This is a genomic window from Salinimonas lutimaris, assembly GCF_005222225.1.
GTDB lineage: Bacteria > Pseudomonadota > Gammaproteobacteria > Enterobacterales > Alteromonadaceae > Alteromonas > Alteromonas lutimaris.
On record NZ_CP036536.1, the window covers coordinates 2181032 to 2204404 of the forward strand.

Below are 23373 nucleotides of genomic sequence, written 5' to 3' on the forward strand. Positions count from 1 at the left end.
CATCATGATTTTAGCTGAATCTCCCCGCCGTCAACGGGTGACAAAGTTAGTCAACTGGGGGCACTGGTTTGCACTGGTTAATATTGCCATTGCTCTGACAATCGCATCCGTGTTTATTTTTGCCTCTCCGCTGCCTGACACTGTGCTTGGCACAGCCTATCTGATTGCCAACTGGCTGGGTCATATTTCATTTATGACCTTTTTCGGGTTTGTCATCTTTGTGTTGCCGCTGTGCTATCTGGTTAATGACCCCAGGACAATAAAAGCATCGGCTTCGGTGATTGCCGCGGTGGGGCTGGCTCTGCTGGCATTTGATGCATTGTTGTATAATCGCACCGGTTTTCACATCAGTATCAGTTCTGCCACGCTGATCAAAAATGAAGCCCAGCCAATGAATCAGTTTACGTTGCAGGACTGGGGCTTTCTTGGGCTGTTGTTTATTGTCTGGCTGGGTTTTCAGCTTATTCTTGCCAATGCTATCTGGAAGCGGATTGCCCGCTTGCAGCAGCATCATATCGGCACGCCTGTCTCCAGCTTTTTTGTGTTGTGCTTTGTCTCCAGCCATGCCATTCATGTGTGGGCGGATGCACAGCTTTATCAGCCGATTATTCAGCAGGACAATATGTTTCCGTTGTCTTATCCGGCCACCGCAAAAACCACCATGTCCCGCTATGGTTTGCTTGATCTGGCCCGCTATGAAGAGCGCAAACAACTGCAGTTTGACCCGGACATTCACAAGGTCAGATACCCGGTTAACCCGGTTTACTGCTCGGTGGATAAAAGCAAAAATCTCACGCTGATTGTACAAACTGATGCCGCGCCCATGCCGGATTTATCAGCCTTTGATTTGCGTGCTACTGACCGCTATTTTTCTACCGCATCATCCATGCAGGGACTGGTCATGACGACTCTGTTCGGCGTGCCGGAAATTTACGAAGAAACACTGGAAAGCAAAACACCGCTGATGGTAGCGCTGCCTGCCGCGCTGGGCATGCCGGTCTCGATCACCACAGATGAAGCTTTACCCGGCAGTGAGCTGGAACAGTTTCGCACACCAAAGGGTGAAGCAACCCGCGGGCTGCATATTGCGTTTCTTACCGCAGATGAAATCGGCGCTTATGTGAACAGTGATTTACTGGCCTCACACAGTGTCATTATTGCCGGAGGCTTCGACCCGAAGGCGGGAGATGATGAAGGTACTTTGTACAGCAACCTGCCGCTGCAAAAAGGCCTGTCGAGTACTGAAGATCTGGCCCCGACCGTGCTTGGAGCTCTGGGCTGTTCTGCGCCCATCTGGTATTACGCCACCGGACAGGACCTGCTCGCTCCGAAACGTAACTGGTTTGTCAGTACATCGGGTGAAAAGGTACTGGTGTTTCAGGACAACAAGCGCATTGAGGTGTTGAGTAATGGCAGCTATGAAATTACTGACATTGAAACAGGCCACCGCAGCAATGAAAAGCTCAACGTTGACCTGTTAAGCCGGGCTATTAAGCACCTAACCCGGTTTTCAACCGCCCAATAATCTGCTGGCACAGTGGTAACAGCTGTGCCACAGAGGCTTCCTGATATACTTTGCAGTAGCGGGTTTCGTCTGTTTCAGGCGCCGCTTCACTGCTGACATAGCACAGCACTTTGACGCCCGCCCGGGCCCCGGCCTGCATATCGCGCCAGCTGTCACCCACCATCACCGAACGACTCAAATCAGCCTGTAAATCATGCGCTGCCCTGCGCAGCATACCCGGCTCCGGTTTACGGCACTGGCACTGCTGACGGTACTCGCCCTGCCCCTTTTCAGGGTGGTGGGGGCAGTAATACACCGGCACATGCGGAAGCCCGTGCCAGCTGAATAGCTTTTGCATCCAGCGGGTCAGCTCAGCAAAGTCCTGTTCACTGTAGTAGCCCCGGGCAATCCCCGACTGATTGGTTACTACCACCGGCAAAAAGCCCTGGTTGGCAAACTCGGTGATGACTTCAATGATGCCGGGCATCACTTCAAAATCGGCCTTACGCCCTACATAGCCTTTATCTACATTGATAATGCCGTCACGATCCAGCAGTAAAAGACGGGTTGCCTGTTCATGATGCTGATTCATACCTGTACCTGCCAGACCCGGATAACAAATTCGGCAGTGACCTGTCGCAGACTGGCCGCAATGGCCTGTTGTCCGTCAACCGGGAGTTTCCAGACGTACGGTGTCATCGCCAGCAAACCAGCACGACGCTCATCATCATGCAAATCCACGGTAAAGCGCAGCGGCATTTCCCGGGCCAGATTAAATGGCGGGGCCAGAGATGGCGGGGCTTTGTGTTGCTGCGGCTCACGGTACACCTGCTGCTTAAGCTCACACAAATGGTCCGGTCCCGGATCCACCGTGATCAGCAGTCCGCCAGCGGTTAACACCCGCTGATACTCCTGCACATCGCCAGGTGCAAATACCTGCAGCATAACATCCACGCTGTCTGCCATAAGCGGCAGGCTGTATGAGCTGGCGACCACAAACTGACCAAACCTGAATTTTTTGGCTGCCATTTCCACCCCGGCCTTGGCAATATCGTTACCGGCAAAGCGGGCCTGTGGCAGAGCATCATGTAAATACCCCAGATAAGCGCCTTCGCCACATCCGGCTTCATAGATCAGCGGAGCTTCGGCAGCGCTGTGAGTGGTAATAAGTTGTGCCAGTGTCTCCATCAACGGCGCATAACCACCGCTTTGATGAAACTGGCGACGAGCCTGTAGCATCGCTTTGTCGTCACCGGGCTGGCGGGATTTTTTGTTTTGTACCGGCAGCAGGTTAACATAACCGCTTTTTGCCTGATCAAAACTGTGCCCGTTGGCACACTGCCAGGGGCCGGATTCATGGGAGAGGGAATGCTGGCAAATTGGACACTGCCACATAGAGTTTTACAGCCTGTTGTTCAACAAAGCGCAGATGCTAGCATACTATTGAGCGGGGTTCATTTTTGCCTGTTCCTGTTGCTGCAGATAGGTTGCCAGTGCCTGTTTAAATTGTTTTTGATGCCAGTCAAGCTGTGTTTGCCCCCTGTCTACCGCCTGTTGCTGGTAGATGATTGCCTGCTTCACATCCCCAGCGGCCGCATAGGCGGCGGCCAGATTGTGATAACTGTACGCATCGTCAGGATACATTTGCTGCAACACTTGGTATAAGCGGATACTTTTTTCAGGCGTGTCCTGTTGCTGAGCGTTAGCAAGGTTCTGAATTGACTTTTTGGGTGAGACGGTAAAGCCGTACTTTTGCTCAGACAAGAACTGATAGTGAGAAATAATGGCGGGCGCACCCTGCCGGGATATGGGTGAGTCAGCCGGCAACCCCTGATAGATATCGCTAAACAGCGCTTCAATACTGTTAACCAGTGTTATTAACGGTAACGCCATGAATGTATGTTTATGGCGAAAATCATACACGGTCAGTTCAAGCTGTTCGGGGCGGTGCTGTTTTAAGGTTGCTACCAGTTGCTGATAGTCAGCTTGCTGATGCTGCTCTTTTACGCTGTCTGAAAACGCCAGAAATAACGACTGAGGGCGCGATGACAACTGAGACAGCGCGCCTGGCAGTGCGTTTTGTAAACCGGCAAAATTATCTGCCAGCTCAGGGCTGGTCACTATGTAGGCATTGAACAGTTCCGGCTTTCTGAGCATAGCCGCTAACGCTACGCTGCCATTTTTACGAAAACCGCTAATAATCCGAAATGGCTGAGTGCGATACTGTTTATCCAGCTCAGCAAACAATTGCTGGCTGAAAAAGTCCAGCAGCGGTGTGGTTTTTCCCGATGCATCAAATAAGCGGCCAACCGGATTATGGTAATCAGGCGTAACAATAATGGTTTCAGGCCATGGCCATTGCCCATTATGACTCAGCCAGTCATGAATGCCGCTCAGATAAGCATGAGCACGGGGATGAAAATCAAACAATACCGGGTAATGTTTACCGCCCTTTTCATATCCGTCAGGAAGACTGACAGTAAACTTTAGCGGCGTTGAGAATGCCTGATGATTAAGTTGCAATGTATGTGACGCAGCAGCAGTGGCCCGGGTACACAATACCAACAACAGAAGGCACACAGCATAACAATAGGTTCGGACCAGCACAGGTTTTCCTTTTCCTGAAACTCAGTGACGTATCTTTTTATACCCGATATAACAGGCCCGGACAACCGCCGGGCCAGATGCAACTACGAATTATTTGGCGGCAAACAATTCAAAGATACTGGAAAAATCACGGTCCTGATTGCCCTGCCCCTGATGCAGGCGGTACAGGCTTTGTGCCAACGCTGCCATGGGCGTTGAAGAACCACTGGTGGCGGCGGCGTCCATAGCCAGACCTAGATCTTTATTCATGAGTTTAACCATAAATCCGCCCTGATAATCATTCGAGCTGGGGACAGCCTCCATGACACCGGGACACGGATTGTATTTTTCCAGGGTCCAGTTACACCCCGAGCTTTGCTTCATAATATCGCTCAGTACCGAAGGGTCCAGACCATGTGCCATGCCCAGCTGCAATGCTTCACTGGTGCCGGTCATCAGCACAGCCAGCAACATATTGTTGCAAATTTTAGCCACTTGTCCGGCGCCTGCCGGGCCGGCATGAAACAGGTTTTTGCCCATTTTATCAAGCACCGGCCGGGCCATATTCACCGCTTCGCTACTGCCGCCCATAATAAAGGTGAGCGTACCGGCTGCAGCGCCCGCGGTGCCGCCAGACACAGGCGCATCCACAAAATGCTTACCGGCCGCCTCAATAGTTTGTCCCACATCGCGGGCTGTCTGGGCATCAATGGTGCTGCAGTCAATGACCAGCGCGTTGTCGGCAATATTATCCAGAATGCCGTCATCGCCCAGGTACAGGGATTTAACATGGGCCGCGGCCGGCAACATGCTGATAATCACGTCTGCGCCCATGACTGCATCGCGGGCCGTCGCCGCCGCACGTGCGCCCTGCTCGCAGGCTTTGTCGATGGCAGTAGGTACCAGATCAAACACGGTAACAGGACACTCATGTTTAAGCAGGTTGGCCGCCATCGGGCCGCCCATGTTTCCCAATCCTATAAATGCGATCTTATTCATGACTGTGTCTCCAGGCTGGCCAGCGGATGGGCATCATTCCATGGGCTGGTAAAAAAATAGGCGATAACGTCATCAGGGACATCATCAATATGGGTAAAAGCCCAGGCCGGCTGATTGTCCTTATCAATCAGCAGCGCCCGGACCCCTTCTTTGAACTCACCAAACTCAGCACACCGGCAGGATAGCCCCAGCTCCATGGTAAAACACTCTGCCAGCGTCAACTTCGCGCCGCGCCGGATTTGTTCAAATACCAGACTGGCGGTAACCGGTGAGCCTTTTGCCAGCGTGGCTTGCGCTTTTTCCAGCCAGCGGTTATCGGTGGCATCCAGGTTGAGAATCTGGGCGGCAACCTGACCGGCTGACTCACCCTGACACGCGGCGGTAATGGTAGATTGCAGCGGCTCTATCTGAGCCGGTTTGCGCTCATCGGGGGCAGTGGCCACCTGAGACAGCGCAACATTGAGTACTGCACTGACCGTGTCGGGAGATAAACTGGCCGTGGCCAGAGTATCAAGCACGGTACTGAGGCTGTCGGTCTGACAATAATGGTCTGCCAGCCCCACGTAACAGGCATCGGTGGCATTAATGCTGGCCCCGGTCAGGCCCAGAAACAACCCATTGTGGCCGCTCATGCGGGGGAGAAAATAACTGCCGCCCACATCCGGATACAGCCCGATAGAAATCTCCGGCATGGCCAGTCGGGAGGTCTCCGTTACCACCCGGTGAGACGCACCGGCCATCAGGCCCATCCCGCCTCCCATCACAATACCTGCCCCCCATACCATGACCGGCTTTGAGTAGGTATGAATCAGATGGTCGAGCTCATACTCAACAGTAAAAAAGGTCTGCACAAATTCCGGGATTCCGCCCGGGGTCTCCTGCATGGCCCGGTACATGGAAACAATATCGCCACCGGCACAAAATGCCTTTTCACCTTCACTGCTGATAACCACAAACATGACGTCGTCCCGGGATTGCCAGGCACTGAGTGCCCCCAGCATCAGCTCGGCCATTTCCAGGTCCAGCGCATTAAGCGCCCGGGGTTTGTTAAGGATTAAGTGACCGGCGAGCTGGCCATCAGCCAGCGCAATTTCACGGACAAGTACCGGTGGTGCTGTACTGGCGTCTTGCATGCGTGTTCTCCTTTACGTTGAATTACAGTACCTGACGTTCGTCGGCCAGTAACCGGCGACCGATAATCAGGCGCATAATTTCGTTGGTGCCTTCCAAAATCTGGTGCACCCTGACATCGCGCACATGGCGCTCCAGCGGATACTCTTTGATGTAGCCATACCCACCGTGCAGCTGTAACGCTTCGTTACACACCTTAAACCCAATATCGGTGGCAAACCGCTTGGCCATAGCACAATAGGTGGTGCGGTCCGCGTCCTGATTATCCAGCTTCCAGGCGGCCAGCCGGACCATTTGGCGGGCTGCCACCAGCTCGGTTGCCATGTCGGCCAGCTTGAACTGCAATGCCTGAAACGCCGCCAGGGGCTTACCAAACTGTTCACGCTCATGCATGTAATTGCGGGCGGTATCGAGCGCTTGCTGAGCGGTCCCGACAGAACAGGTGGCAATATTAATTCTGCCGCCGTCCAGGCCCATCATGGCAAACCGGAAACCGTCACCTTCTTCACCCAGCAGCCAGTCAGCCTGTAGTTGCACATCCTCAAAGGTAATCATGCGGGTTGGCTGGGCATTCCAGCCCATTTTTTCTTCGGGTTTGCCATAGGTAATACCCACAGCATCTGCCGGCACTGCAAACGCGGATACCCCTTGCGCACCCGGCCCGCCGGTGCGCGCCATCACCACCAGCACATGGGTACTGCCGGCTCCGGAGATAAATACCTTGGCGCCGTTTAGCACATAGCCGTCGCCCTGTTTTCTGGCGGTGGTTTTCAGCGAGGCGGCATCTGAACCTGCCCCTGGCTCAGTCAGGCAGTATGAGGCCAGTTGCTGCCCTGACACCAGTGATTCACACCACCGGTCACGGACCGCGTCGGTGCCCCAGGTGGCAATCATCCAGGTGGCCATATTATGAATGGTCAGCATGGCTGTGGTGGTGGTACAGCCCATGGCCAGCTGCTCAAAGATGATGGATGAGTCTAGCCGGCTCAGTCCCAGCCCGCCCTGCTCCTCGGGAGTATACAGACCACAAAACCCCAGTTCGCCGGCCTGCTGAAGCGCTTCAACCGGAAAAATATGCTCAGCATCCCAGCGTGCCGCATTGGGCGCCAGCGCTTCACGGGCAAACTGGGCCGCTGTCTGGGCAAAGGCCTGCTGATCTTCGGTTAACTGAAAATCCATATCCTCTCCTTAACTCAACGAAATAGTCATGTTAGGCCCACCGGGAATATCACTTTCCGGCCAGCGGGAGGTGATTGTTTTGGTTTCGGTATAAAAGCGGATGGCCTGTTTGCCGTAGGCGTGCAGATCGCCATAAAAAGAATTTTTCCAGCCGGTGAATGAGAAAAACGGCAGCGGCACAGGAATGGGCACATTAATGCCGACCTGCCCTACGGTCACCTCGCGCTGGTATTTACGGGCGGCTGCACCGCTGTTGGTGAAAATAGAGGTGCCGTTTCCATAGGGATTGTTATTAACCAGCGTCAGCGCCTCGTCCAGAGAGTCGGCATTGACCATCGACAGTACCGGTCCGAAGATCTCCTGCTGATAAATATCCATCTCAGGTGTAACATCGCTAAACACCGTAGGGCCAACCCAGTTACCCTGCTCATAACCTGGTACGGTCACCTCGCTGCCATCAACCAGACAGGTCGCGCCTTGCTGCTTGCCACTTTCAATCAGAGATAGCACACGCTGACGGGCCTGCGGGCTGATAAGCGGGCCAAAGGCACTGTCTTTGTCTGTCCACGGACCGGGTTTTACCTGACCGATACGCTCTGCCAGTTCAGGGATCCAGGCCTGGGCCTCACCCACAAACACTGCAACGGAAATCGCCATACAGCGTTGTCCGGCGGCACCTACCGATGCGCCCACCAGATTATTCAACACATGCTCTTTGTTGGCATCTGGCATGATAACGGTGTGGTTTTTAGCGCCGGCAAAACACTGTGCCCGCTTCATGTTGGCGGTGGCGGTTCGGTAAATATGCTGGCCGACCGGCACTGAGCCAACAAACGACACGGCTTTGATCGTGGGGTGAGTCAACAGCGGCTCTACCTGGTCCTTACCGCCGTGAATCACATTGAGCACACCGTCAGGCGCGCCTGCCTGCTTAAACAGTTCAGCCAGTTTCATCGGCGTCATCGGGTCCTGTTCGGACGGCTTGAGTACAAAGGTATTGCCACAGGCAATCGACAGCGGAAACATCCACAGCGGGATCATCGCCGGGAAATTAAACGGCGTAATCCCTGCACATACGCCCAGTGGCTGGATATAACTGTAGGTATCAATACCCCGGGCCACATTCTCTGCGGTTTCGCCCATCATCAGTGAAGGCACATTCATGGCCTGTTCAACCACTTCGATTCCACGCCAGACATCGCCCATCGCATCATCAAAAGTCTTGCCGGTTTCAGCGGCCAGAATTTCAGCAATCTCTTTTTGTTGCTCTTTCAGCAGCGCCTGATAACGCATCATTAATCGCGCCCGCTCTGTCACAGGCACATCTTTCCAGGTTTCAAATGCCTTGCTGGCACTGTCGATAGCCTGCTCAATTTCATCACTGGTTGCACAGGGCACTCTGGCAATCACGTCATTATTCGCCGGGTTGGTTACATCAATATATGCATCGGTGGCAGACTGACATAACTCGCCGTTGATAAGTAAGGGTACATGGTTCATGGCTGCTTCCTGTTCGTTTTTTTACACATTAACCCCACCTCTCCTTGACGTAAACGTCAACCATCAACGAAAGGTTATTTTATTGTAAAGTAAGTGTGACATTAACATCTCACCCTTTCATCGTCGATACCGGTCAGCGAGCGCATAAAGCCTGGCCCAGGAAAACATAGCGAAAGCTGCTAAACTTGATATGCTTGATGTTATTAAAAAAGTTTGAAGAAAACTGCTTCAGAGGCGCGCTCCCATTCATGACGTATCGCTTAGCCATTGTTGAAGACAACGCTACTGCCAGAGCTAACCTGCGCAGCCATCTGCTCAATGCAGGACCGTTTGAAATTAGCAGTTTCAGTAATGGAAAAGAGCTGAAAACGGCACTGCGTAAACAGCATTTTGAACTACTGTTGCTCGACTTTCATCTGGGTGAAAGTAAGAACGGCGTGGAATGGTTAACAGAATTGCGCACAGCAGGTTTTATAAAACCCAGCACCGGTGTGGTATTTATGACCTCTGACCGGATGCCCCAGACCATTGGTAAAATCATCGATTGCCAGCCTGATCTGCTGCTTATCAAACCCTACAACATGAAAACCCTGAACCGGGGACTACAACATTACCTGGCCTACCGCCGCTTTGTAAAAGATGCGCTTGATGCCATCGATCAGGGTGACCGGGGGCTGGCTTTGCGTCTGCTGCGCCAGAAACTCAAAACAGAAGTACCGGCTCGCCTGCGTAATGACGTTGTTAAGCTCAAAGCCCAGCTGTTTTTTGATTTAGGTGACCTGAACCGGGCGCAGGCGTTATATGACAATATTCTATTACAGTCAGACAAAGTGCTGTGGGCCCAGTGGGGAAAAATAAAGTGCGCGTATGTCTCTGGCAACTGGGCCGGGTGTAAAGACGACCTTAGCAAATTGCTGGACAGTCAGCTGGCCCGGGACAAAGCATTTGAATGGCTGGCCGGCCTGTGTTTTGAACAGCAAGCCTACTCACAGGCAGAGTATTTTCTGGACCATATTAAAGACTCGGAGCTCAGTGTACCGGCGACCCGCCTGAAAACCCTGACCTACCAGCGTCAGCACCGGGTTCTGGAAGGCATTGAACTGCTTCAGAAAAAACGGGACGGTAACCGCTCGGCCAAAGAACGTTTTAACGAGTTTACCTTTGAGCTGGCTGAATTTTATCTGTCGATAGCAGAGCAACAGCCTGCCATGCACCGGCAGGAAAGCTTATCGCAGGCACGCAAACTGGTGGGCGTTGCCGCGCGAAATCAGGCTGACCCGCAGCAAGTGCAAAAGCGGGATATTCTGCTTGCCTACAGTGCAGTACTTGAAGATGACCCGCGTAAAGCCGAACACCTTTTGCAACAAAGCTCCGGCGATGGTTATACAGACAATTATCAGCGTACCGATACCGGTAGTCTGATTGTGGCAGCCAGAGTGTTTAACGCCATTAAACAGCCGGAAAAAGCACGGGAACTGCTGGCGCTGGCGCATCATCGTAATCAGAATAATCTGAGTCTGTCGGACCAGATCACCCATCAGCAGAACCTGTCCGGCACAGAGCGTCAGCTGGGCATTGCCGCAGAACAGGCATTTGAGCTCAATGACACTGGCATGACGCTGTACTCTAAAAAAGCCTACCTGAAGGCCATGTACTACTTTTATCAGGCGTATGAATTACTGCCCGATACCCCGGCTTTCGGGCTAAACCTCTTGCAATGCATGGTCGATTCCACTCATCCGGCGTATCGCTCCTGGACCGTGCTCAGTCTGCTGGAAAAAATGCAGGCTGCCACATTGTCAGGAAATAATCAGGCCAGGCTGGAGCGGATCATTACTCTGATCGATGCACAGGAAGCTCTGTACGCCTCGGCCAGAACCCTGGATATGACAGATACAGGCCATGACACTCCGTCGGGCACTTAGTACATCGTGCCCGGCTGGGCGCAGCGGTTTAGCAGGCTAAGTGAGACGGGTCAGCAAGCTGGAAGTGTCCCAGCGACGACCGCCGGCTTTTTGCACGTCAGCATAGTACTGATCCACCAGTGCAGTCAGCGCCAGGGTTGAGCCATTGCGGCGGGCTTCATCCAGTGCAATCGCCAGGTCTTTACGCATCCAGTCCACTGCAAATCCAAAATCATACTCACCGGCCAGCATGGTTGTGGCCCGGTTTTCCATCTGCCAGGATTGCGCTGCGCCTTTACTGATAACTTCCACTACCTGGGCGCAGTCAAGTCCGGCCTGCTGGCCAAAATGCAGCGCTTCAGCCAGCCCCTGCACAATGCCGGCAATACAAATCTGATTCATCATCTTGGCCAGCTGTCCACTGCCCGACTCACCCAGTAACTGCGCGTGTCTGGCATACACATTTAAAGCGGCCTCAGCCTGACTGAACACGGCTTCATCACCCCCTACCATAATGGTTAACTGACCATTTTCGGCCCCTGCCTGACCGCCTGATACCGGCGCGTCCAGAAAGCCTACCTGTTTGTCCAGACATGCCTGATAAAGCTCACGAGCGACCTGTGCCGAGGCCGTAGTATGGTCAATCAGCACCGCACCACTTTGCATCGCAGACAGTGCGCTGTATCCGACCTGACGAACATCATCATCGTTACCCACACACATCATGACCAAATCGGCCTGTTGTACCGCCTCCTGCGGCGTTTCTGCCAGTGTACCTGTGTATGTCTGACACCATTGGCGGGCTTTGTCTGTGGTTCGGTTGTATACCGTTACCTCATAGCCCTGGCTGGCCAGGTGGCCTGCCATCGGATACCCCATGACCCCTAACCCCAAAAAGCTGACTTTCTTCATTTTTTCCCCATGCCACACGGCGGTTTATTATTCTTCAATAGCGCTATGCTACTGGCAACAGGTAACGATTGGAACCGTCATATGCTGCTGGCTAGAAGGAAAATCCAACACCCACTGCGGCGACGACCGCATCGTGATAGTCCGGCAGATAGTCATAATGAAATTGGGGCGAAATCGTCACCGGACCCACACTGAACTCATACAACGTGCCCACACGCAGCACAGTATGCTCTTTGGTACCTTTTTTCTCGAATCCCGGCCCCACCTGAATAATCCAGGCGGGGGTTAGATGCAGATCCGCAACCAGCAAATAGGTCCAGCATTCCAAATGACCCCGGGCGTATTCGGCTACCGCACCGACACCGGTAAAATCACTCAGCCGGTATTCATAATCCACGCCGATGGTAAACGCACTGGGATGTTTTTCGGTATCGGTACCGCCCAGTACTAAAGATAAATGATGGGGAGTGAGACGCCAGTCATGATCAGCACCTGCTGCAAGCGTTTTCGTACATAACAGTAAACACAGTAAAGCCGGTAACAGAATAAGTGAACGCATAAGCAACATCAGCCATAGAGCAATGCAGAAATGTCGGTGGTTGTCCCTAGCGCACAGACATGCGAAACCGCGTATCAGGCCGGTACCCGCTTCGTCTTTGACTGAGCACCCGATGGCCTGCTACTACACGTATAGCACAGCCACTGACTGCTCACCGGAAAACTTTTTAACAGGCTGATTTTTGTAATTTTTTATTTTCCTCCTTCACAGCACGCCATGGCCCTGGTTGATTTATATCAAGTCTGCCCGTAAAGACAGTTTTTGCCTGACAATAACGTGATACGCTTAGATTTTCGCCTTCTACCGGAGCCTCATCATGACCTGCCATGTTGCCGTGTTCAGTACACAACCCTACGATAAAGCGTCCTTTGAGCTGGCCCTGACAGACACCAGTGAACTGACCCTGCATTTTTTTGAGGCTGCACTGAGCATACAGACCTGCCAGCTGGCGCAGAATATGGATGCGGTGTGTATTTTTGTCAACGATAGCGCTGATGCACAGGTCATCGCCACCCTGGCTAGCATGGGGATCAGGCATATTGCCCTGCGCTGCGCCGGGTTTAACCAGGTAGATCTGGAAGCTGCCCAACTGCATGGCCTTAGCGTTTCCCGGGTGCCGGCCTATTCACCCGAATCAGTCGCAGAACACACGCTGGCATTGATAATGACCCTGAACCGCAAAACTCACCGCGCTTTTAATCGGGTACGTGAAGGCAATTTTGCGCTAAACGGTCTGCAGGGATTTACGCTAAAGGGCAAGGTGGCCGGTATTATCGGCACCGGACAAATTGGGCTGGCAACAGCCAGAATACTGCTGGGTATGGGTTGTAAGGTGTTATGCTATGACCCGACTCCTGACAGCGCACTGCGCGAGGAAGGGGCGCAGTATGTCAGCCTGAACAGCCTGATTCAGCAAAGTCATATTATCAGTCTGCACTGCCCGCTAAGCCCGGCGACTCATCACCTGATTAACCATAATGTGATTGCGCAGATGCGCTGCCAGGTCATGCTGATTAATACATCAAGAGGCGGACTGCTGGATACGCAGGCGGTCATTGCCGGCCTTAAAGTCGGCAAAATCGGCTATCTGGGTATTGATGTATACGAGCAGGAAGCCGGGCTGTTTTTTCACGACCACTCTGATGACATTATTCAGGATGATTTATTTGAACGACTGGCCAGCTTTCCCAATACATTGATCACAGGGCATCAGGGCTTTTTCACCCATGAAGCATTAAGCGAAATAGCCGCTACCACCCTGGATAACCTGCAACGGGCTGCTGCCGGCAAACACCACGCCGACACCTTTATGGTGTAACTATTATAGTGTGACTGTCAGCCCGGCTTTTGCACCATGACATGAAAATACTTGCCCAGCCAGCAAAAGGGTTCTGTGCTGCGATACTCGCGCTCAAGCGCCAGTAGCTCGGCAAATTTGCCATCGTCTTCGGGTTTATCTTTCATGTAATCGTGAAAACAGCGGATCCCGGAACGGCTTAGCACGGTAAAACCCTGTCCGGTCAGGTGGGCCAGAACATCAGCTGGACGCAGCGCATTGGTCGGGTTCAGCCGCACCTGGTTTTTCACCCGCAGTCCTTTGGCAATATAGTCAAAATTGCCATACAGGGCATTGCTGAACAGCGCCGCGTCGCGGTTGAAAAAGCTCAGGCTCAGCCGGCTGCCCGGTGCCATTTGCTCAAACAGATAATCAATCGCGTCAAATGGTTCAGCCAGCCACTCCAGTACTGCATGGCACACCACCAGGTCGTACTGGTCGATGGTGGTCAGCGAGCGCAGCGGCACATGCTGTTGCTCCACCTGAGAAAACGACGCCAGTAGTTCAGCAGCCAGCGCCAGCACATCGCCTGAAGCATCGGTCAGGGTGACCTGATGCCCCTGCTCAGCCAGTGCTTTGGTCATAATGCCGGTACCACCGCCAATTTCAATGATGCGCTGTGGCTGAGTTAAAAAAGGCTGCATGGCCTCAAGCAGCAAAATATGCCTGAGGCGCCCTTTGGTTGTGCCATAAATATTGCGGGCAAATTTATCAGCAATACCATCAAAATACTGATCTGTTTCTTTCATTCTCAGGCCGGGTTATCAATATCAATAAAGGTCACGTCCAGGCCCAGTTCGCCGGCCAGATATTCACCGACCGCTTTTGCCCCGTAGCGCTCGGTAGCGTGATGCCCGCAGGCCATGTAACTGATCCCCAGTTCCCGGGCGCTGTGGATGGTTTTTTCAGACACTTCGCCACTGATAAACACATCAATATTATGCTCGACCAGTTGGTCGATAAAGCCCTGACCGCCGCCGGTACACCAGGCAATGCGGGTCACTTCCCGTTCGTGGGCCTGTTCCACCAGCACGCTACGCGCCAGAGCCTGTTCGGTGCGGCGGGTCAGTGCCTGCTGACTGAGCGGGGTGCTAAGCTCAGCCACAAAAACAATTCCGTCGGGTTTGAGACCCGGTAGTGGCGCGGCATTTTCCAGCCCCAGTATATTCGCCAACTGCGCATTGTTCCCCAGCTGGGGATGAACATCTATCGGTAAGTGGTAGGCATACAGGTTAATATCGTTTTGCAACAAGGCTTTAATGCGACGCTGCTTCATGCCGGTGATCGGCTCTGGCTCACCTTTCCAGAAATAACCGTGGTGTACCAGCAGCGCGTCAGCCTGATGTTCAATGGCTGCATCAATCAGGCGCTGCGAGGCGGTTACACCGGTGACAATCCGCGTGATCTTGTCGGTGCCTTCAACCTGCAGGCCATTAGGGCAATAGTCTTTAATCTCACCGGGTTTAAGTAAGTTATTCAATACCTGAGTCAGTTCGTTACGACTGATCATAGCTGTTACCTGTCTGCATACTAAAATTCTACGGCGCAGTTTATCACTGTTACCGGTAGAGGCTAAATGCTGCATGAACGAAAAATTTGCGAGTTTGGCTGACTTGGCTAAACTTTATTTAACCATTTTTGCCGGCGTTATATTGGAAATGATGGTCCGGTCAGGGAGCAGATCGCTACACCGGTGACGACGAGGAAAGATTATGGCTGCATCTTCGCTAACCCTGCAATTTCTGGCTGAACCCACAGATATTAACTTTGGCGGTAATGTACATGGTGGCATGGTCATGAAATGGATTGATCAGGCGGCCTATGCGTGCGCCGCGCAATGGAGTCAACGCTATTGCGTGACCATTTCAGCCAACGGGATTCGGTTTATCAAACCAATTAAAGTTGGCCAGCTGGTTCAGCTGACCGCCTCTATCGTGCATACCGGCAACTCCAGTATGCATATCTATGTAGTAGTTAAAGCCACCGACCCGACTCATCCTGCGCCGAAAGTAACCAACCGCTGTTTCATCACATTTATGGCGGTGGATACTGACGGCCGGCCCGTGGCGGTGCCGGCGTTTATTCCCGAAGGAGAGACCGACATGCAACTTGAGCTGGTTGCTATGCATGCCAAAGATTTCGCCAAACAGCTGGATTGCGACTTTACCAGCACGCTGGGCTGGCATTGACGGTGAGTTAGCCGCCAGACAGCCCGGAAGGAGAGTCTGTCGCCGTATCAGACCCAGACAAAGTATCAGGCTCAGTTGACGTATCAGGTATAGTACCTGGCATCGTTCCGGCCATACCATGGGCAATAAACGGCACCATATGCTGAATAACCTCAATGATCCCCACCGTCTGACGAAAATCAGATTCTGCAATTTCCTTCAGTGCACGACTGGAGGCCATGGAAAACACAAAGCTCCCCATGGCAAAATGCAAGCGCCAGAAGATCTCTTCATCTGACACCTCAGGTAAGCGATGGTGGACTTCATCAAGCAGCTTGCGCACCGTCGTGCCGTAAAACTGCATAATGAATCGACGCAAATGCCCCTGAGTTTCAGCATACCCGCGCCCCAGCAGGAGCACAAAGCGTTCGGTCCCCCAGTGCCTGAACTCGCCGAGTGATATCATTGGTGGAATAAGGGCGTCAAACAAACAGGCAATCCCTGCCTGGCCCGTTGCCTGCGGTAGCTGACTAAGCGCCCTGTCGATCTCCGGCATCAGTACATCAAAATAACGCTTGAGCACAGCCTGAATCAGGTTCTTTTTGCTACCAAAATGATAATTCACCGATGCCAGATTGACACCAGCCCGACTGGTAATTTCACGCATCGAGGTCTGGTTAAAGCCCTGCTCGGCAAACAAGGCTTCAGCGGCATCCAGAATCTCATTTTTGGTCGACTTCGCCATGGTAATTAGTGAAACCAGCTCCGGGACTCGCTCCACAGGCGCATCATCTGTTGACGAATCACCGCAGCGGCTGACATGCCCAGTTTTTCAGTGATATTTTTCTTGTGGGCATACTTTACGCTGTAAATATGCTTTTCAGGAAATACACTCAAAATAAAGTCGTCAGACGTCATGATGTCATCCACCAGACCCAGCTCTTTTGCTTTGATGCCCGGCCAGAATTCACCGGTAGCTACTTTTTCAATATCCATGTGCTGGCGCTGCTCGCTGACCCAGTCTTTAAACAACACGTGAATCTCTTCGATTTCCTGACGGAACTTTTCACGGCCTTCATCGGTGTTTTCACCAAAAACAGTCAACGTCCGCTTGTAATCACCGGCGGTGTGCTGTTCAAACTCAATGTCATTTTTCTTTAGCAGTTTATGAAAGTTGGGCAGCTGGGCCAGTACCCCGATAGAGCCAATGTAGGCAAATCGTGAGGCCAGCAGATTGTCAGCCACACAGGCCATCATATAGCCGCCACTGGCAGCGACTTTATCTACTGCCACAGTCAGCTTGAGATTCTTCTCCTTGAGCCGCTGCAACTGCGCCGCGGCCAGACCGTAGCCATGTACAACACCGCCACCGCTTTCCAGACGAACCAATACTTCATCCTTGTCATCAGCCACACATAATATAGCGGTCACTTCTTCGCGCAGGCGTTCGACTTCATGGGCGTCCATAGAGCCATGAAAATCAATCACAAACAAACGACCTTTATCATCGTCAGTGGTTTTGTTTTTGGCGTCTTTTTTCTGCTGTTTAGCCAGCTTTTTCATGGCGGCTTTATCCAGCAACACAGACCGGGCGTAATGCGTTACATCTTTTAACTGTTCGGTCAGCGACACAATTTCAAGATGCCCTTTACCCGGCTTTTGTTTGCTTGCAGCACCGGCAATCGCCGCGACCACCACAACAATGGCAACAACCAGCGTGACTGCTTTTGCCAAAAACAAACCGTATTCGTATAAAAACTCCAAATTATACTCCTGCTACAATGAGTTGTTATTGTTTATGTATTCAATAGCCCGCAAGTGTACCAGCGTTAGCCAATGGTGACGACTATTTGCCTGATTCAGATGTAAAAAAGACCAGCAAAAGCTGGCCTTAACCGGAATAACTACCGACATGGATGTGAGATGTCCGGCACATCAGCCTGCGCCGGACGCACTTCCCAATCAGTTAGCTACCACATCCTCGTTATTAATCACGATAGTACCAGCCTGTGTGGCCAGATAGGTAGCGACCTCGGTTTGCATTTCAACGGTAGTCGCCTCACTGGCATCCGGGCTCAGGCTTGATGCATGGGCACCTTCGGTAAAGCGAACCTGGCCGGTGGCCGGGTCGCCCTGAACTGTACTTGATACCTGGTCAAGTCCAATCAGTCCAGCCAGTGGATTCTGACCCGCCAGCGGTAATGCTGTGGATACCGGAATCACCTGATCTGGCAGATTTTCTTCACTGCCATCGCCCACCACGGTCATCATATGCACCGGCGTGTTGTCACCCAGTAACGCGGCATAGTTATTCGGATCAGCACTATCCAGCACGGTTTGAGCCGCAAACGCAAACTCGCCCAGCGTCGATTGCACTGCCGCGGCCTGCTCGGCACTCAGTGCACCTTCAAATTGGGTCACTGCCGCCACCAGTTGTTCACGGGTAACCTCTGTTGAGCCATAAAGCTGGGTCAGCAACGCCGCAAACTCTGGAGAAGACTCGGTCAGCAACAAGCCTTTGATAAGCGGGCCGAATGACGGCGACTCAATCAAAAACTGGGCAATACCGCCACCCGGAGACTCCAAAGATGCCGCATTGACGGCAAATAAACCATCCAGTGCCGCCAGTTCATCACCCATGGTCTGATTCGCCAGGGCCGCGAAGTTTCCACCGGTAATCGCGCCTAGTGAAACCCCCATAACCGATACACGACTCATATCAAATGCCACATCCTGTCCCGACGTAGTATCCACGGTGGCGTTCAGGCCAAGACGCAGCCCCATCAAATCAGCCACACTCTGGCGCAGGTTATCACGGGCGGTAGGCAGGCTGCCCAGGTTCATATAATGGGTTGGCGTGACGGAGGTAGCATTGATGTCATCGGTACCATCGCCATCCAGGTCGAAGCCCCGCGAGCCGTGCAATGGCTGATCAATGGCCACTGACGCAATGCCGGCCAGCGACAATGCACCGGTAATGGCTAGCATATCTTCTTTTTTGCTGGTAATGCCATGATACAGAATCGCTACCGGCCAGCCAGCCTCAGGCTGACTTAGCGTAACCCCAAGGCCCGCGGCTACTTCCACACTCGGTACGGTCACCTGAACGGTCAGCTCATTGGCCATCGTCATCGCCGGTACCGGGTTGAATTTGGTGATATTGCGGGCCGTGTCCAGCATTTGCCCCCCAACACGCAGATCGGCCAGACCAAGCTGCTGACACAACGCATTGTTCGGGCCTGCATCAGCGCCGGCGACGACTTCATCCGGAGCCCCGGCCAGCACAATACCGCTGTCACATGCTGCGGTCCAGAAGTCTTCTACCGGTGCCAGCGGATCATCAGCAGCCGGTACGCCCAGGTAATATGGCAGAGTAATGGTACCTTCATACCGTTTGGCCGCACAAAACGGGCCTACCTGCGCAAGAATACCCTGTGCCAGGGGTGTAGCAAATGTGGCCAGAGGCCCGAATGCCGCGCCGTCTGTCTGTACCGTGCCAAGCAATCCGGCACAGGTTTGTAATGCATCAAAGTTGCCGGCATTGAGTGCTGCCTCTATGGATGCGGCTGTGCCGGCATCCAGCGACGCTGTCGCGCCCAGTACCGAGGCTGACAACACTTCATCGCTGACCAAATCCAGTGCTTCCATCGCATTCATCGCGCTGTCTGCATCCCCCACGACCAGCGCGGGTAGAGACTCTCCCGCCGCCGGGTCACCGGCCGCCGAACGGGCAGCAAAGGTTGCTACGGACACTTTTTTCAGCGCCCGCAGCGACTCACCCACTGACTGCGTGGTAAAGGCCGACACATAGGTCAGGGAGTCACGTTCAAAACCGGCGCTTTCCAGTGGCGTAATAAATGAGTTAATCAGCCCCTGTAAAGACAGTTGTGCTTCAGAGCCTAACGGGTTGGTATTGATATCCTGGCGCACCAAATCCCAGGTCGTTGAGCCCTGCACGGCTTTGCCACTGGTGTCTTTTACGCCGGTGGTCATGATCAGCATGTAGCCCTGACCGGATTTTAGTGGTTTCAGTGGTACCACTGAAATGGTGTCACTATCGACCAGACTGGCAATGTAGTCCTGACCATAAACCAGACCATCACCCACTTTACAGCCAGCAGAAGGGGTGGATACCGCCGCACAGTCAGGGTCGCTCTGGTTTAATCCCAACGTGGCTTCATGAATAAAAATGCCATCGGCCAGGGTGGACTCATCCAGGCTGACACCAGGCGCGGTGTTGACATTCACCACAAAAGGATGTTGCGTAGACCAGCCATCCAGCACGTTAAGCGCATTGACCGGGTCGCCGAAATCGGTAGGATCATCGACCGGTATATTGAGGGTATAGTCAAAAAAGCCATCATCACCGGGTAACATCAGCAGGTCGTTGGGGGTATTCAAGTCGCCGTTAGCCGGATCAAACACGATACGGGAGTTTGGCGTTACGGTCGGTGTGTCAGCCTGAATCTGATCGATAGTGTCGTCGGAGCCACCACAGCCGGCCAGCCCTAACGCCAAGGCAACACTGGAACTGATTAATAGTTTTCTCATTGTTTCTCCCTTTGATTCCTTTTTTGTTATTGTTGTCTAAAATCCTGTCTTCCTGGCTGTCCTGCCCGGATGGTCTTAAAACACCGCTAACCGAACCTGATTTTAAACATGTAAGACCAGTTTGTTATAGCTCAATCTTATTGAGTTTGCAGCAACTTTGCAAAACTTTGTTAACACTTTATTTTCTTTATTGGTGATTATTTATTCTACCAATAGATGACCATTTACAAGGCTGATTTGGTTTGTATGATGACTACTTTATTCTTACGCAGTTGTGGTTACTTTAAACATAGCTGAAAAACAGGCTCATGGATAAAAAATGAATGATTATCAAGCCCCTGTCGGCCTTCTTGCCGATAAAGTAATTCTGGTTACCGGTGCCGGTGCCGGCATTGGCGCAGAAGCCGCCCGACAATATGCTGCACTGGGCGCTACATGCATTTTGCTGGGACGCACGGTAGCCAAACTGGAAACAGTGTACGATGAGATTGTGGCCAGTGGTGCGCCAGAGCCCGCTATTATTCCGCTGGATATGAAAGGTGCTACACCGGCCCACTACACCGATATGGCCCGCACGATTGAAGAGCAATTCGGTCGCTTAGACGGGGTCTTACATAATGCCTCTGTATTAGGCAACTTAAGTGCTTTTGAGGATATTCCTGATGATGAGTGGCTGGAGGTAATGCAGATTAACGTTAACGCGACCGCATTTATGACCCAGAAACTCTTGCCGGTTCTGCGTCAGGCAGACAAACCCTCGGTTATTTTCACCACATCCAGTGTTGGGCGCAAAGGTCGGGCGTTCTGGGGCACGTATTCTGTATCCAAGTTTGCCACCGAAGGAATGATGCAGGTGCTGGCCAGTGAATATGAAAACCGGGCTATTCGGTTTAACTGTATCAATCCGGGGGGCACCCGCACCAGCATGCGCGCCAGTGCGTTTCCGGCTGAAGACCCGATGACCCTGAAAACTCCGGCAGACATCATGCCCTTGTATCTGTACCTGATGGGTAAAGACAGTCTGGATGTGACCGGGCAGACCTTTGATTGTCAGCCCAAATAATATCCACTTTGTGAGCAGGGCCTGGTGCCCTGCTTAACCCGTGTTTCATTGCCACTCACCGGCACACTACATAAACTCGGAAAACGCGGTTCCCTCAGGGTGTGCTTCATCTGATAGCGTGATAAAAAAAGTGGTGCCGGTTTCGCGGTCACTTTCAATCCAGGCTTTACCATCATGGGCTTTGGCCACCAGACGCACCAGATATAACCCCAGCCCCCAGCCTTCTTTGCTTTGCGACCGTTGATTATCGCTGCGGGAGAAAAAATCAAATAAGGAGTTTTGCATCTTTGGCTCGATATACGAACCATGATTATGCACACTGATTTGAACGTCGTTTTGCCGGTAGCCCAGGTTGACGGTGATGGGGCTTTCGACACTGCCATACTTGATGCCATTAGAGATCAGGTTTTCCACTACCCGTAATACTGAGACCGGATCACACACAAGACTGGCCTGAGTCAAATCACAATTAAACACAATTTGATTACTGTAGACATCCTGTGCTTCTGTAATAGCAGCCCGTAACTCCTTGACCAGATCACTCTGTTCAAATCGGAACGTCATGCCCTGACCGGCTTGAAGTTGTGCGGTGTCCAATAATTCACTAATTAAGCTTAATGCGCGTTCAAGGCTGCGCTTCAGTGTACCAAACACTTTCCTCCTCGGAGCCAGTTCCAACTCCCCCACTTCAACATAACTACGAGCAACTGAAATAGGATTGCGCAGATCATGGGCAATCACACTAATAAGTTTACTCTGTACTTCTTTAAGAGAGTTGGCAAACTGCTGACTGGCTGCAGCACAACTGGCTTCTATACAACGATCAATAATCTCAATGCTGGTCAGACACAGTAGATTTTGTTCTTTAAGAGTATTTCGCAACACTTGACGCAGCAAAGCATATTCTTCAATCACCTGCCCGACCGTATAATCCGAGACGGAGGCGCGGGAGCGGCCATGCTCACTGCTATATTCGGCATAAAAATCGAGCTTTGAAAGTTTATCCAGTTCACTTCCAGCGCCATCCCGATCATAACTTTTAAGCGTATCTGTTAGGCTCGACAAAAAGTAAGGCAGATAATTTCTGACAATTAGATCAGGCGTATTATCTGAGGCCCGCAAGGTGCGATTAGCCAGAGCTTCCCATTCATTAAAAACTGACGTTTTACTGGCTTCAAGATAACAACCGCATTCAAACGTATTTACCACTTAACTTTCCTCTGACTGCCTGCCCAGTCTGCTAATCATCTTATATGTTAGCGACTAAGAATAAAGGATTACAAACAGTTAATAAATACACTTTTGCAACTCGCTTAACTGGTTTTTTCAAACGGTAAATAGCAGCAAAAGAACGATCTGTCTGTACGGACCTTCGTATGTATTTGTATATTCAACAATATTTACTATCTAACTTACAGGAGCGTCTATGCAGACACAAAATATGTACACGCAGAAAATTCACCCTGGCGCTAATTTCCCGGATATTAAGGCTACGCTTAGCAGCGGTGAACAGGTATTGCTGAATACCACCCGCGACGGCTGCGACTGGAAAGTGGTCGTGGTGTATCGCGGTAAACACTGCCCTATTTGCACAAAATACCTAAACCAGCTGGAAAGCTTCAAACAACAGTTTCTGGATGAAGGGGTTGATTTGATAGCGGTCAGTGGTGATAGCAAAAGCCAGTTGGACGCGCATTTAGAAGAGCTGAACATTTCGTTTCCTGTAGCGTATGGACTGACCCAGCAGGATATGCAGACGCTGGGATTGTTCATCTCTGAGCCACGCTCAGAACAAGAGACCGACCATAATTTTGCAGAACCGGCGCTGTTTGTGATTAACAGTGAGAACAAGGTGCAGATTGCCGAGATTGCCAATGCTCCGTTTATTCGCCCGGACATTGAGCTATTGCTTAACGGGCTGAAGTTTATCCGGGATCCGGACAACAATTATCCCATCCGCGGTCAGCTGTCCTACTAAACA

At 52.1% G+C, this 23373-nt stretch carries 21 protein-coding genes; 6 read left to right on the forward strand and 15 right to left on the reverse strand.

Going from position 1 to position 23373, the window contains the following annotated elements:
• Positions 1–4 precede the first annotated feature (4 nt).
• Positions 5–1525, forward strand: coding sequence for a DUF3413 domain-containing protein (locus EZV72_RS09465; RefSeq protein WP_137167013.1), 1521 nt, complete (start codon positions 5–7; stop codon positions 1523–1525).
• Here the strand turns inward: EZV72_RS09465 and gmhB are convergent.
• The 7 genes from gmhB to EZV72_RS09500 form a co-directional block, all read right to left on the reverse strand.
• Positions 1491–2096 carry a D-glycero-beta-D-manno-heptose 1,7-bisphosphate 7-phosphatase gene (gene gmhB / locus EZV72_RS09470; RefSeq protein ID WP_137167014.1) on the reverse strand — a complete coding sequence of 202 codons (606 nt, stop codon included), beginning with the start codon at positions 2094–2096 and terminating at the stop codon, positions 1491–1493. The genes EZV72_RS09465 and gmhB overlap by 35 nt on opposite strands.
• Positions 2093–2899 carry a putative RNA methyltransferase gene (locus tag EZV72_RS09475; protein ID WP_137167015.1) on the reverse strand — a complete coding sequence of 269 codons (807 nt, stop codon included), beginning with the start codon at positions 2897–2899 and terminating at the stop codon, positions 2093–2095. Before EZV72_RS09475 ends, gmhB begins: the two co-directional genes overlap by 4 nt.
• 45 nt (positions 2900–2944) lie before the next feature.
• Complete coding sequence (locus tag EZV72_RS09480; protein ID WP_137167016.1) at positions 2945–4111, reverse strand: alpha/beta hydrolase-fold protein; 1167 nt, start codon at positions 4109–4111, stop codon at positions 2945–2947.
• Between the two features lie 90 nt (positions 4112–4201).
• Positions 4202–5089 (reverse strand): 3-hydroxyisobutyrate dehydrogenase, encoded by an 888-nt coding sequence (gene mmsB / locus EZV72_RS09485; RefSeq protein ID WP_137167017.1) that lies wholly within the window; start codon positions 5087–5089, stop codon positions 4202–4204.
• On the reverse strand, positions 5086–6222 hold the full coding sequence (locus EZV72_RS09490; RefSeq protein ID WP_137167018.1) for an enoyl-CoA hydratase/isomerase family protein: 1137 nt from the start codon (positions 6220–6222) through the stop codon (positions 5086–5088). The genes mmsB and EZV72_RS09490 overlap by 4 nt, the downstream gene beginning before the upstream one ends.
• Positions 6223–6244: 22 nt before the next feature.
• Positions 6245–7399: an acyl-CoA dehydrogenase family protein gene (locus EZV72_RS09495; RefSeq protein WP_137167019.1), complete on the reverse strand. Its 1155-nt coding sequence runs from the start codon at positions 7397–7399 to the stop codon at positions 6245–6247.
• A gap of 9 nt (positions 7400–7408) precedes the next feature.
• Entirely contained in the window at positions 7409–8899 is a 1491-nt protein-coding gene (locus EZV72_RS09500) for a CoA-acylating methylmalonate-semialdehyde dehydrogenase (RefSeq protein WP_137167020.1), read from the reverse strand.
• 248 nt (positions 8900–9147) lie between these two features.
• Between EZV72_RS09500 and EZV72_RS09505 the strand changes: the two genes are divergently transcribed.
• Entirely contained in the window at positions 9148–10824 is a 1677-nt protein-coding gene (locus tag EZV72_RS09505; RefSeq protein WP_137167021.1) for a response regulator, read from the forward strand.
• Between the two features lie 36 nt (positions 10825–10860).
• Here the strand turns inward: EZV72_RS09505 and EZV72_RS09510 are convergent, their stop codons facing one another.
• Complete coding sequence (locus EZV72_RS09510; protein WP_137167022.1) at positions 10861–11715, reverse strand: NAD(P)-dependent oxidoreductase; 855 nt, start codon at positions 11713–11715, stop codon at positions 10861–10863.
• A 91-nt stretch (positions 11716–11806) separates the two neighbouring features.
• Positions 11807–12274, reverse strand: a complete 468-nt coding sequence (locus EZV72_RS09515; RefSeq protein WP_137167023.1) for a hypothetical protein — start codon at positions 12272–12274, stop codon at positions 11807–11809.
• Between the two features lie 316 nt (positions 12275–12590).
• Between EZV72_RS09515 and EZV72_RS09520 the strand changes: the two genes are divergently transcribed.
• Entirely contained in the window at positions 12591–13592 is a 1002-nt protein-coding gene (locus EZV72_RS09520) for a 2-hydroxyacid dehydrogenase (RefSeq protein WP_137167024.1), read from the forward strand.
• A 17-nt stretch (positions 13593–13609) separates the two neighbouring features.
• Here the strand turns inward: EZV72_RS09520 and EZV72_RS09525 are convergent, their stop codons facing one another.
• Together EZV72_RS09525 and EZV72_RS09530 are read right to left on the reverse strand one after the other, a co-directional pair.
• The gene (locus EZV72_RS09525) at positions 13610–14359 is read right to left on the reverse strand and encodes a methyltransferase (RefSeq protein ID WP_137167025.1); all 750 of its coding nucleotides are present in this window, start codon (positions 14357–14359) and stop codon (positions 13610–13612) included.
• 2 nt (positions 14360–14361) lie between these two features.
• A complete protein-coding gene (locus EZV72_RS09530; RefSeq protein WP_175405177.1) occupies positions 14362–15117 on the reverse strand; it encodes a Nif3-like dinuclear metal center hexameric protein in 756 nt (251 codons plus the stop codon).
• A 205-nt stretch (positions 15118–15322) separates the two neighbouring features.
• On the opposite strand from EZV72_RS09530, the gene EZV72_RS09535 reads away from it, so the two are divergent.
• Complete coding sequence (locus tag EZV72_RS09535; protein ID WP_137167027.1) at positions 15323–15799, forward strand: acyl-CoA thioesterase; 477 nt, start codon at positions 15323–15325, stop codon at positions 15797–15799.
• Between the two features lie 7 nt (positions 15800–15806).
• Here the strand turns inward: EZV72_RS09535 and EZV72_RS09540 are convergent, their stop codons facing one another.
• From EZV72_RS09540 to EZV72_RS09550, 3 genes are all read right to left on the reverse strand, one after another.
• Positions 15807–16523 (reverse strand): TetR/AcrR family transcriptional regulator, encoded by a 717-nt coding sequence (locus tag EZV72_RS09540; protein WP_137167028.1) that lies wholly within the window; start codon positions 16521–16523, stop codon positions 15807–15809.
• 5 nt (positions 16524–16528) lie between these two features.
• Positions 16529–17542, reverse strand: a complete 1014-nt coding sequence (gene sohB / locus EZV72_RS09545) for a protease SohB (RefSeq protein ID WP_137167029.1) — start codon at positions 17540–17542, stop codon at positions 16529–16531.
• Positions 17543–17740: 198 nt separating this feature from the next.
• Positions 17741–20329: a VolA/Pla-1 family phospholipase gene (locus tag EZV72_RS09550; RefSeq protein WP_137167030.1), complete on the reverse strand. Its 2589-nt coding sequence runs from the start codon at positions 20327–20329 to the stop codon at positions 17741–17743.
• A 319-nt stretch (positions 20330–20648) separates the two neighbouring features.
• Here EZV72_RS09550 and EZV72_RS09555 point away from each other — a divergent pair, with 319 nt between their 5' ends.
• Complete coding sequence (locus EZV72_RS09555) at positions 20649–21392, forward strand: YciK family oxidoreductase (RefSeq protein ID WP_137167031.1); 744 nt, start codon at positions 20649–20651, stop codon at positions 21390–21392.
• Positions 21393–21458: 66 nt separating this feature from the next.
• Here the strand turns inward: EZV72_RS09555 and EZV72_RS09560 are convergent, their stop codons facing one another.
• Positions 21459–22601 (reverse strand): sensor histidine kinase, encoded by a 1143-nt coding sequence (locus tag EZV72_RS09560; protein ID WP_137167032.1) that lies wholly within the window; start codon positions 22599–22601, stop codon positions 21459–21461.
• 232 nt (positions 22602–22833) lie between these two features.
• Between EZV72_RS09560 and EZV72_RS09565 the strand changes: the two genes are divergently transcribed.
• The gene (locus EZV72_RS09565; protein WP_175405178.1) at positions 22834–23370 is read left to right on the forward strand and encodes a redoxin domain-containing protein; all 537 of its coding nucleotides are present in this window, start codon (positions 22834–22836) and stop codon (positions 23368–23370) included.
• Positions 23371–23373: the final 3 nt, after the last annotated feature.

Bases quoted from the DNA above. Each gene is read 5' to 3' on its own strand.
- EZV72_RS09500 (WP_137167020.1), bottom strand. From the start codon at position 8,899: ATGAACCATGTACCCTTACTTATCAACGGCGAGTTATGTCAGTCTGCC.
- EZV72_RS09490 (WP_137167018.1), bottom strand. From the start codon at position 6,222: ATGCAAGACGCCAGTACAGCACCACCGGTACTTGTCCGTGAAATTGCG.
- EZV72_RS09525 (WP_137167025.1), bottom strand. From the start codon at position 14,359: ATGAAAGAAACAGATCAGTATTTTGATGGTATTGCTGATAAATTTGCC.
- EZV72_RS09510 (WP_137167022.1), bottom strand. From the start codon at position 11,715: ATGAAGAAAGTCAGCTTTTTGGGGTTAGGGGTCATGGGGTATCCGATG.
- mmsB (WP_137167017.1), bottom strand. From the start codon at position 5,089: ATGAATAAGATCGCATTTATAGGATTGGGAAACATGGGCGGCCCGATG.
- EZV72_RS09540 (WP_137167028.1), bottom strand. From the start codon at position 16,523: ATGGCGAAGTCGACCAAAAATGAGATTCTGGATGCCGCTGAAGCCTTG.
- EZV72_RS09555 (WP_137167031.1), top strand. From the start codon at position 20,649: ATGAATGATTATCAAGCCCCTGTCGGCCTTCTTGCCGATAAAGTAATT.
- EZV72_RS09495 (WP_137167019.1), bottom strand. From the start codon at position 7,399: ATGGATTTTCAGTTAACCGAAGATCAGCAGGCCTTTGCCCAGACAGCG.
- EZV72_RS09465 (WP_137167013.1), top strand. From the start codon at position 5: ATGATTTTAGCTGAATCTCCCCGCCGTCAACGGGTGACAAAGTTAGTC.
- EZV72_RS09505 (WP_137167021.1), top strand. From the start codon at position 9,148: ATGACGTATCGCTTAGCCATTGTTGAAGACAACGCTACTGCCAGAGCT.
- EZV72_RS09520 (WP_137167024.1), top strand. From the start codon at position 12,591: ATGACCTGCCATGTTGCCGTGTTCAGTACACAACCCTACGATAAAGCG.
- EZV72_RS09475 (WP_137167015.1), bottom strand. From the start codon at position 2,899: ATGTGGCAGTGTCCAATTTGCCAGCATTCCCTCTCCCATGAATCCGGC.
- gmhB (WP_137167014.1), bottom strand. From the start codon at position 2,096: ATGAATCAGCATCATGAACAGGCAACCCGTCTTTTACTGCTGGATCGT.
- EZV72_RS09535 (WP_137167027.1), top strand. From the start codon at position 15,323: ATGGCTGCATCTTCGCTAACCCTGCAATTTCTGGCTGAACCCACAGAT.
- EZV72_RS09565 (WP_175405178.1), top strand. From the start codon at position 22,834: ATGTACACGCAGAAAATTCACCCTGGCGCTAATTTCCCGGATATTAAG.
- EZV72_RS09515 (WP_137167023.1), bottom strand. From the start codon at position 12,274: ATGCGTTCACTTATTCTGTTACCGGCTTTACTGTGTTTACTGTTATGT.
- EZV72_RS09550 (WP_137167030.1), bottom strand. From the start codon at position 20,329: ATGAGAAAACTATTAATCAGTTCCAGTGTTGCCTTGGCGTTAGGGCTG.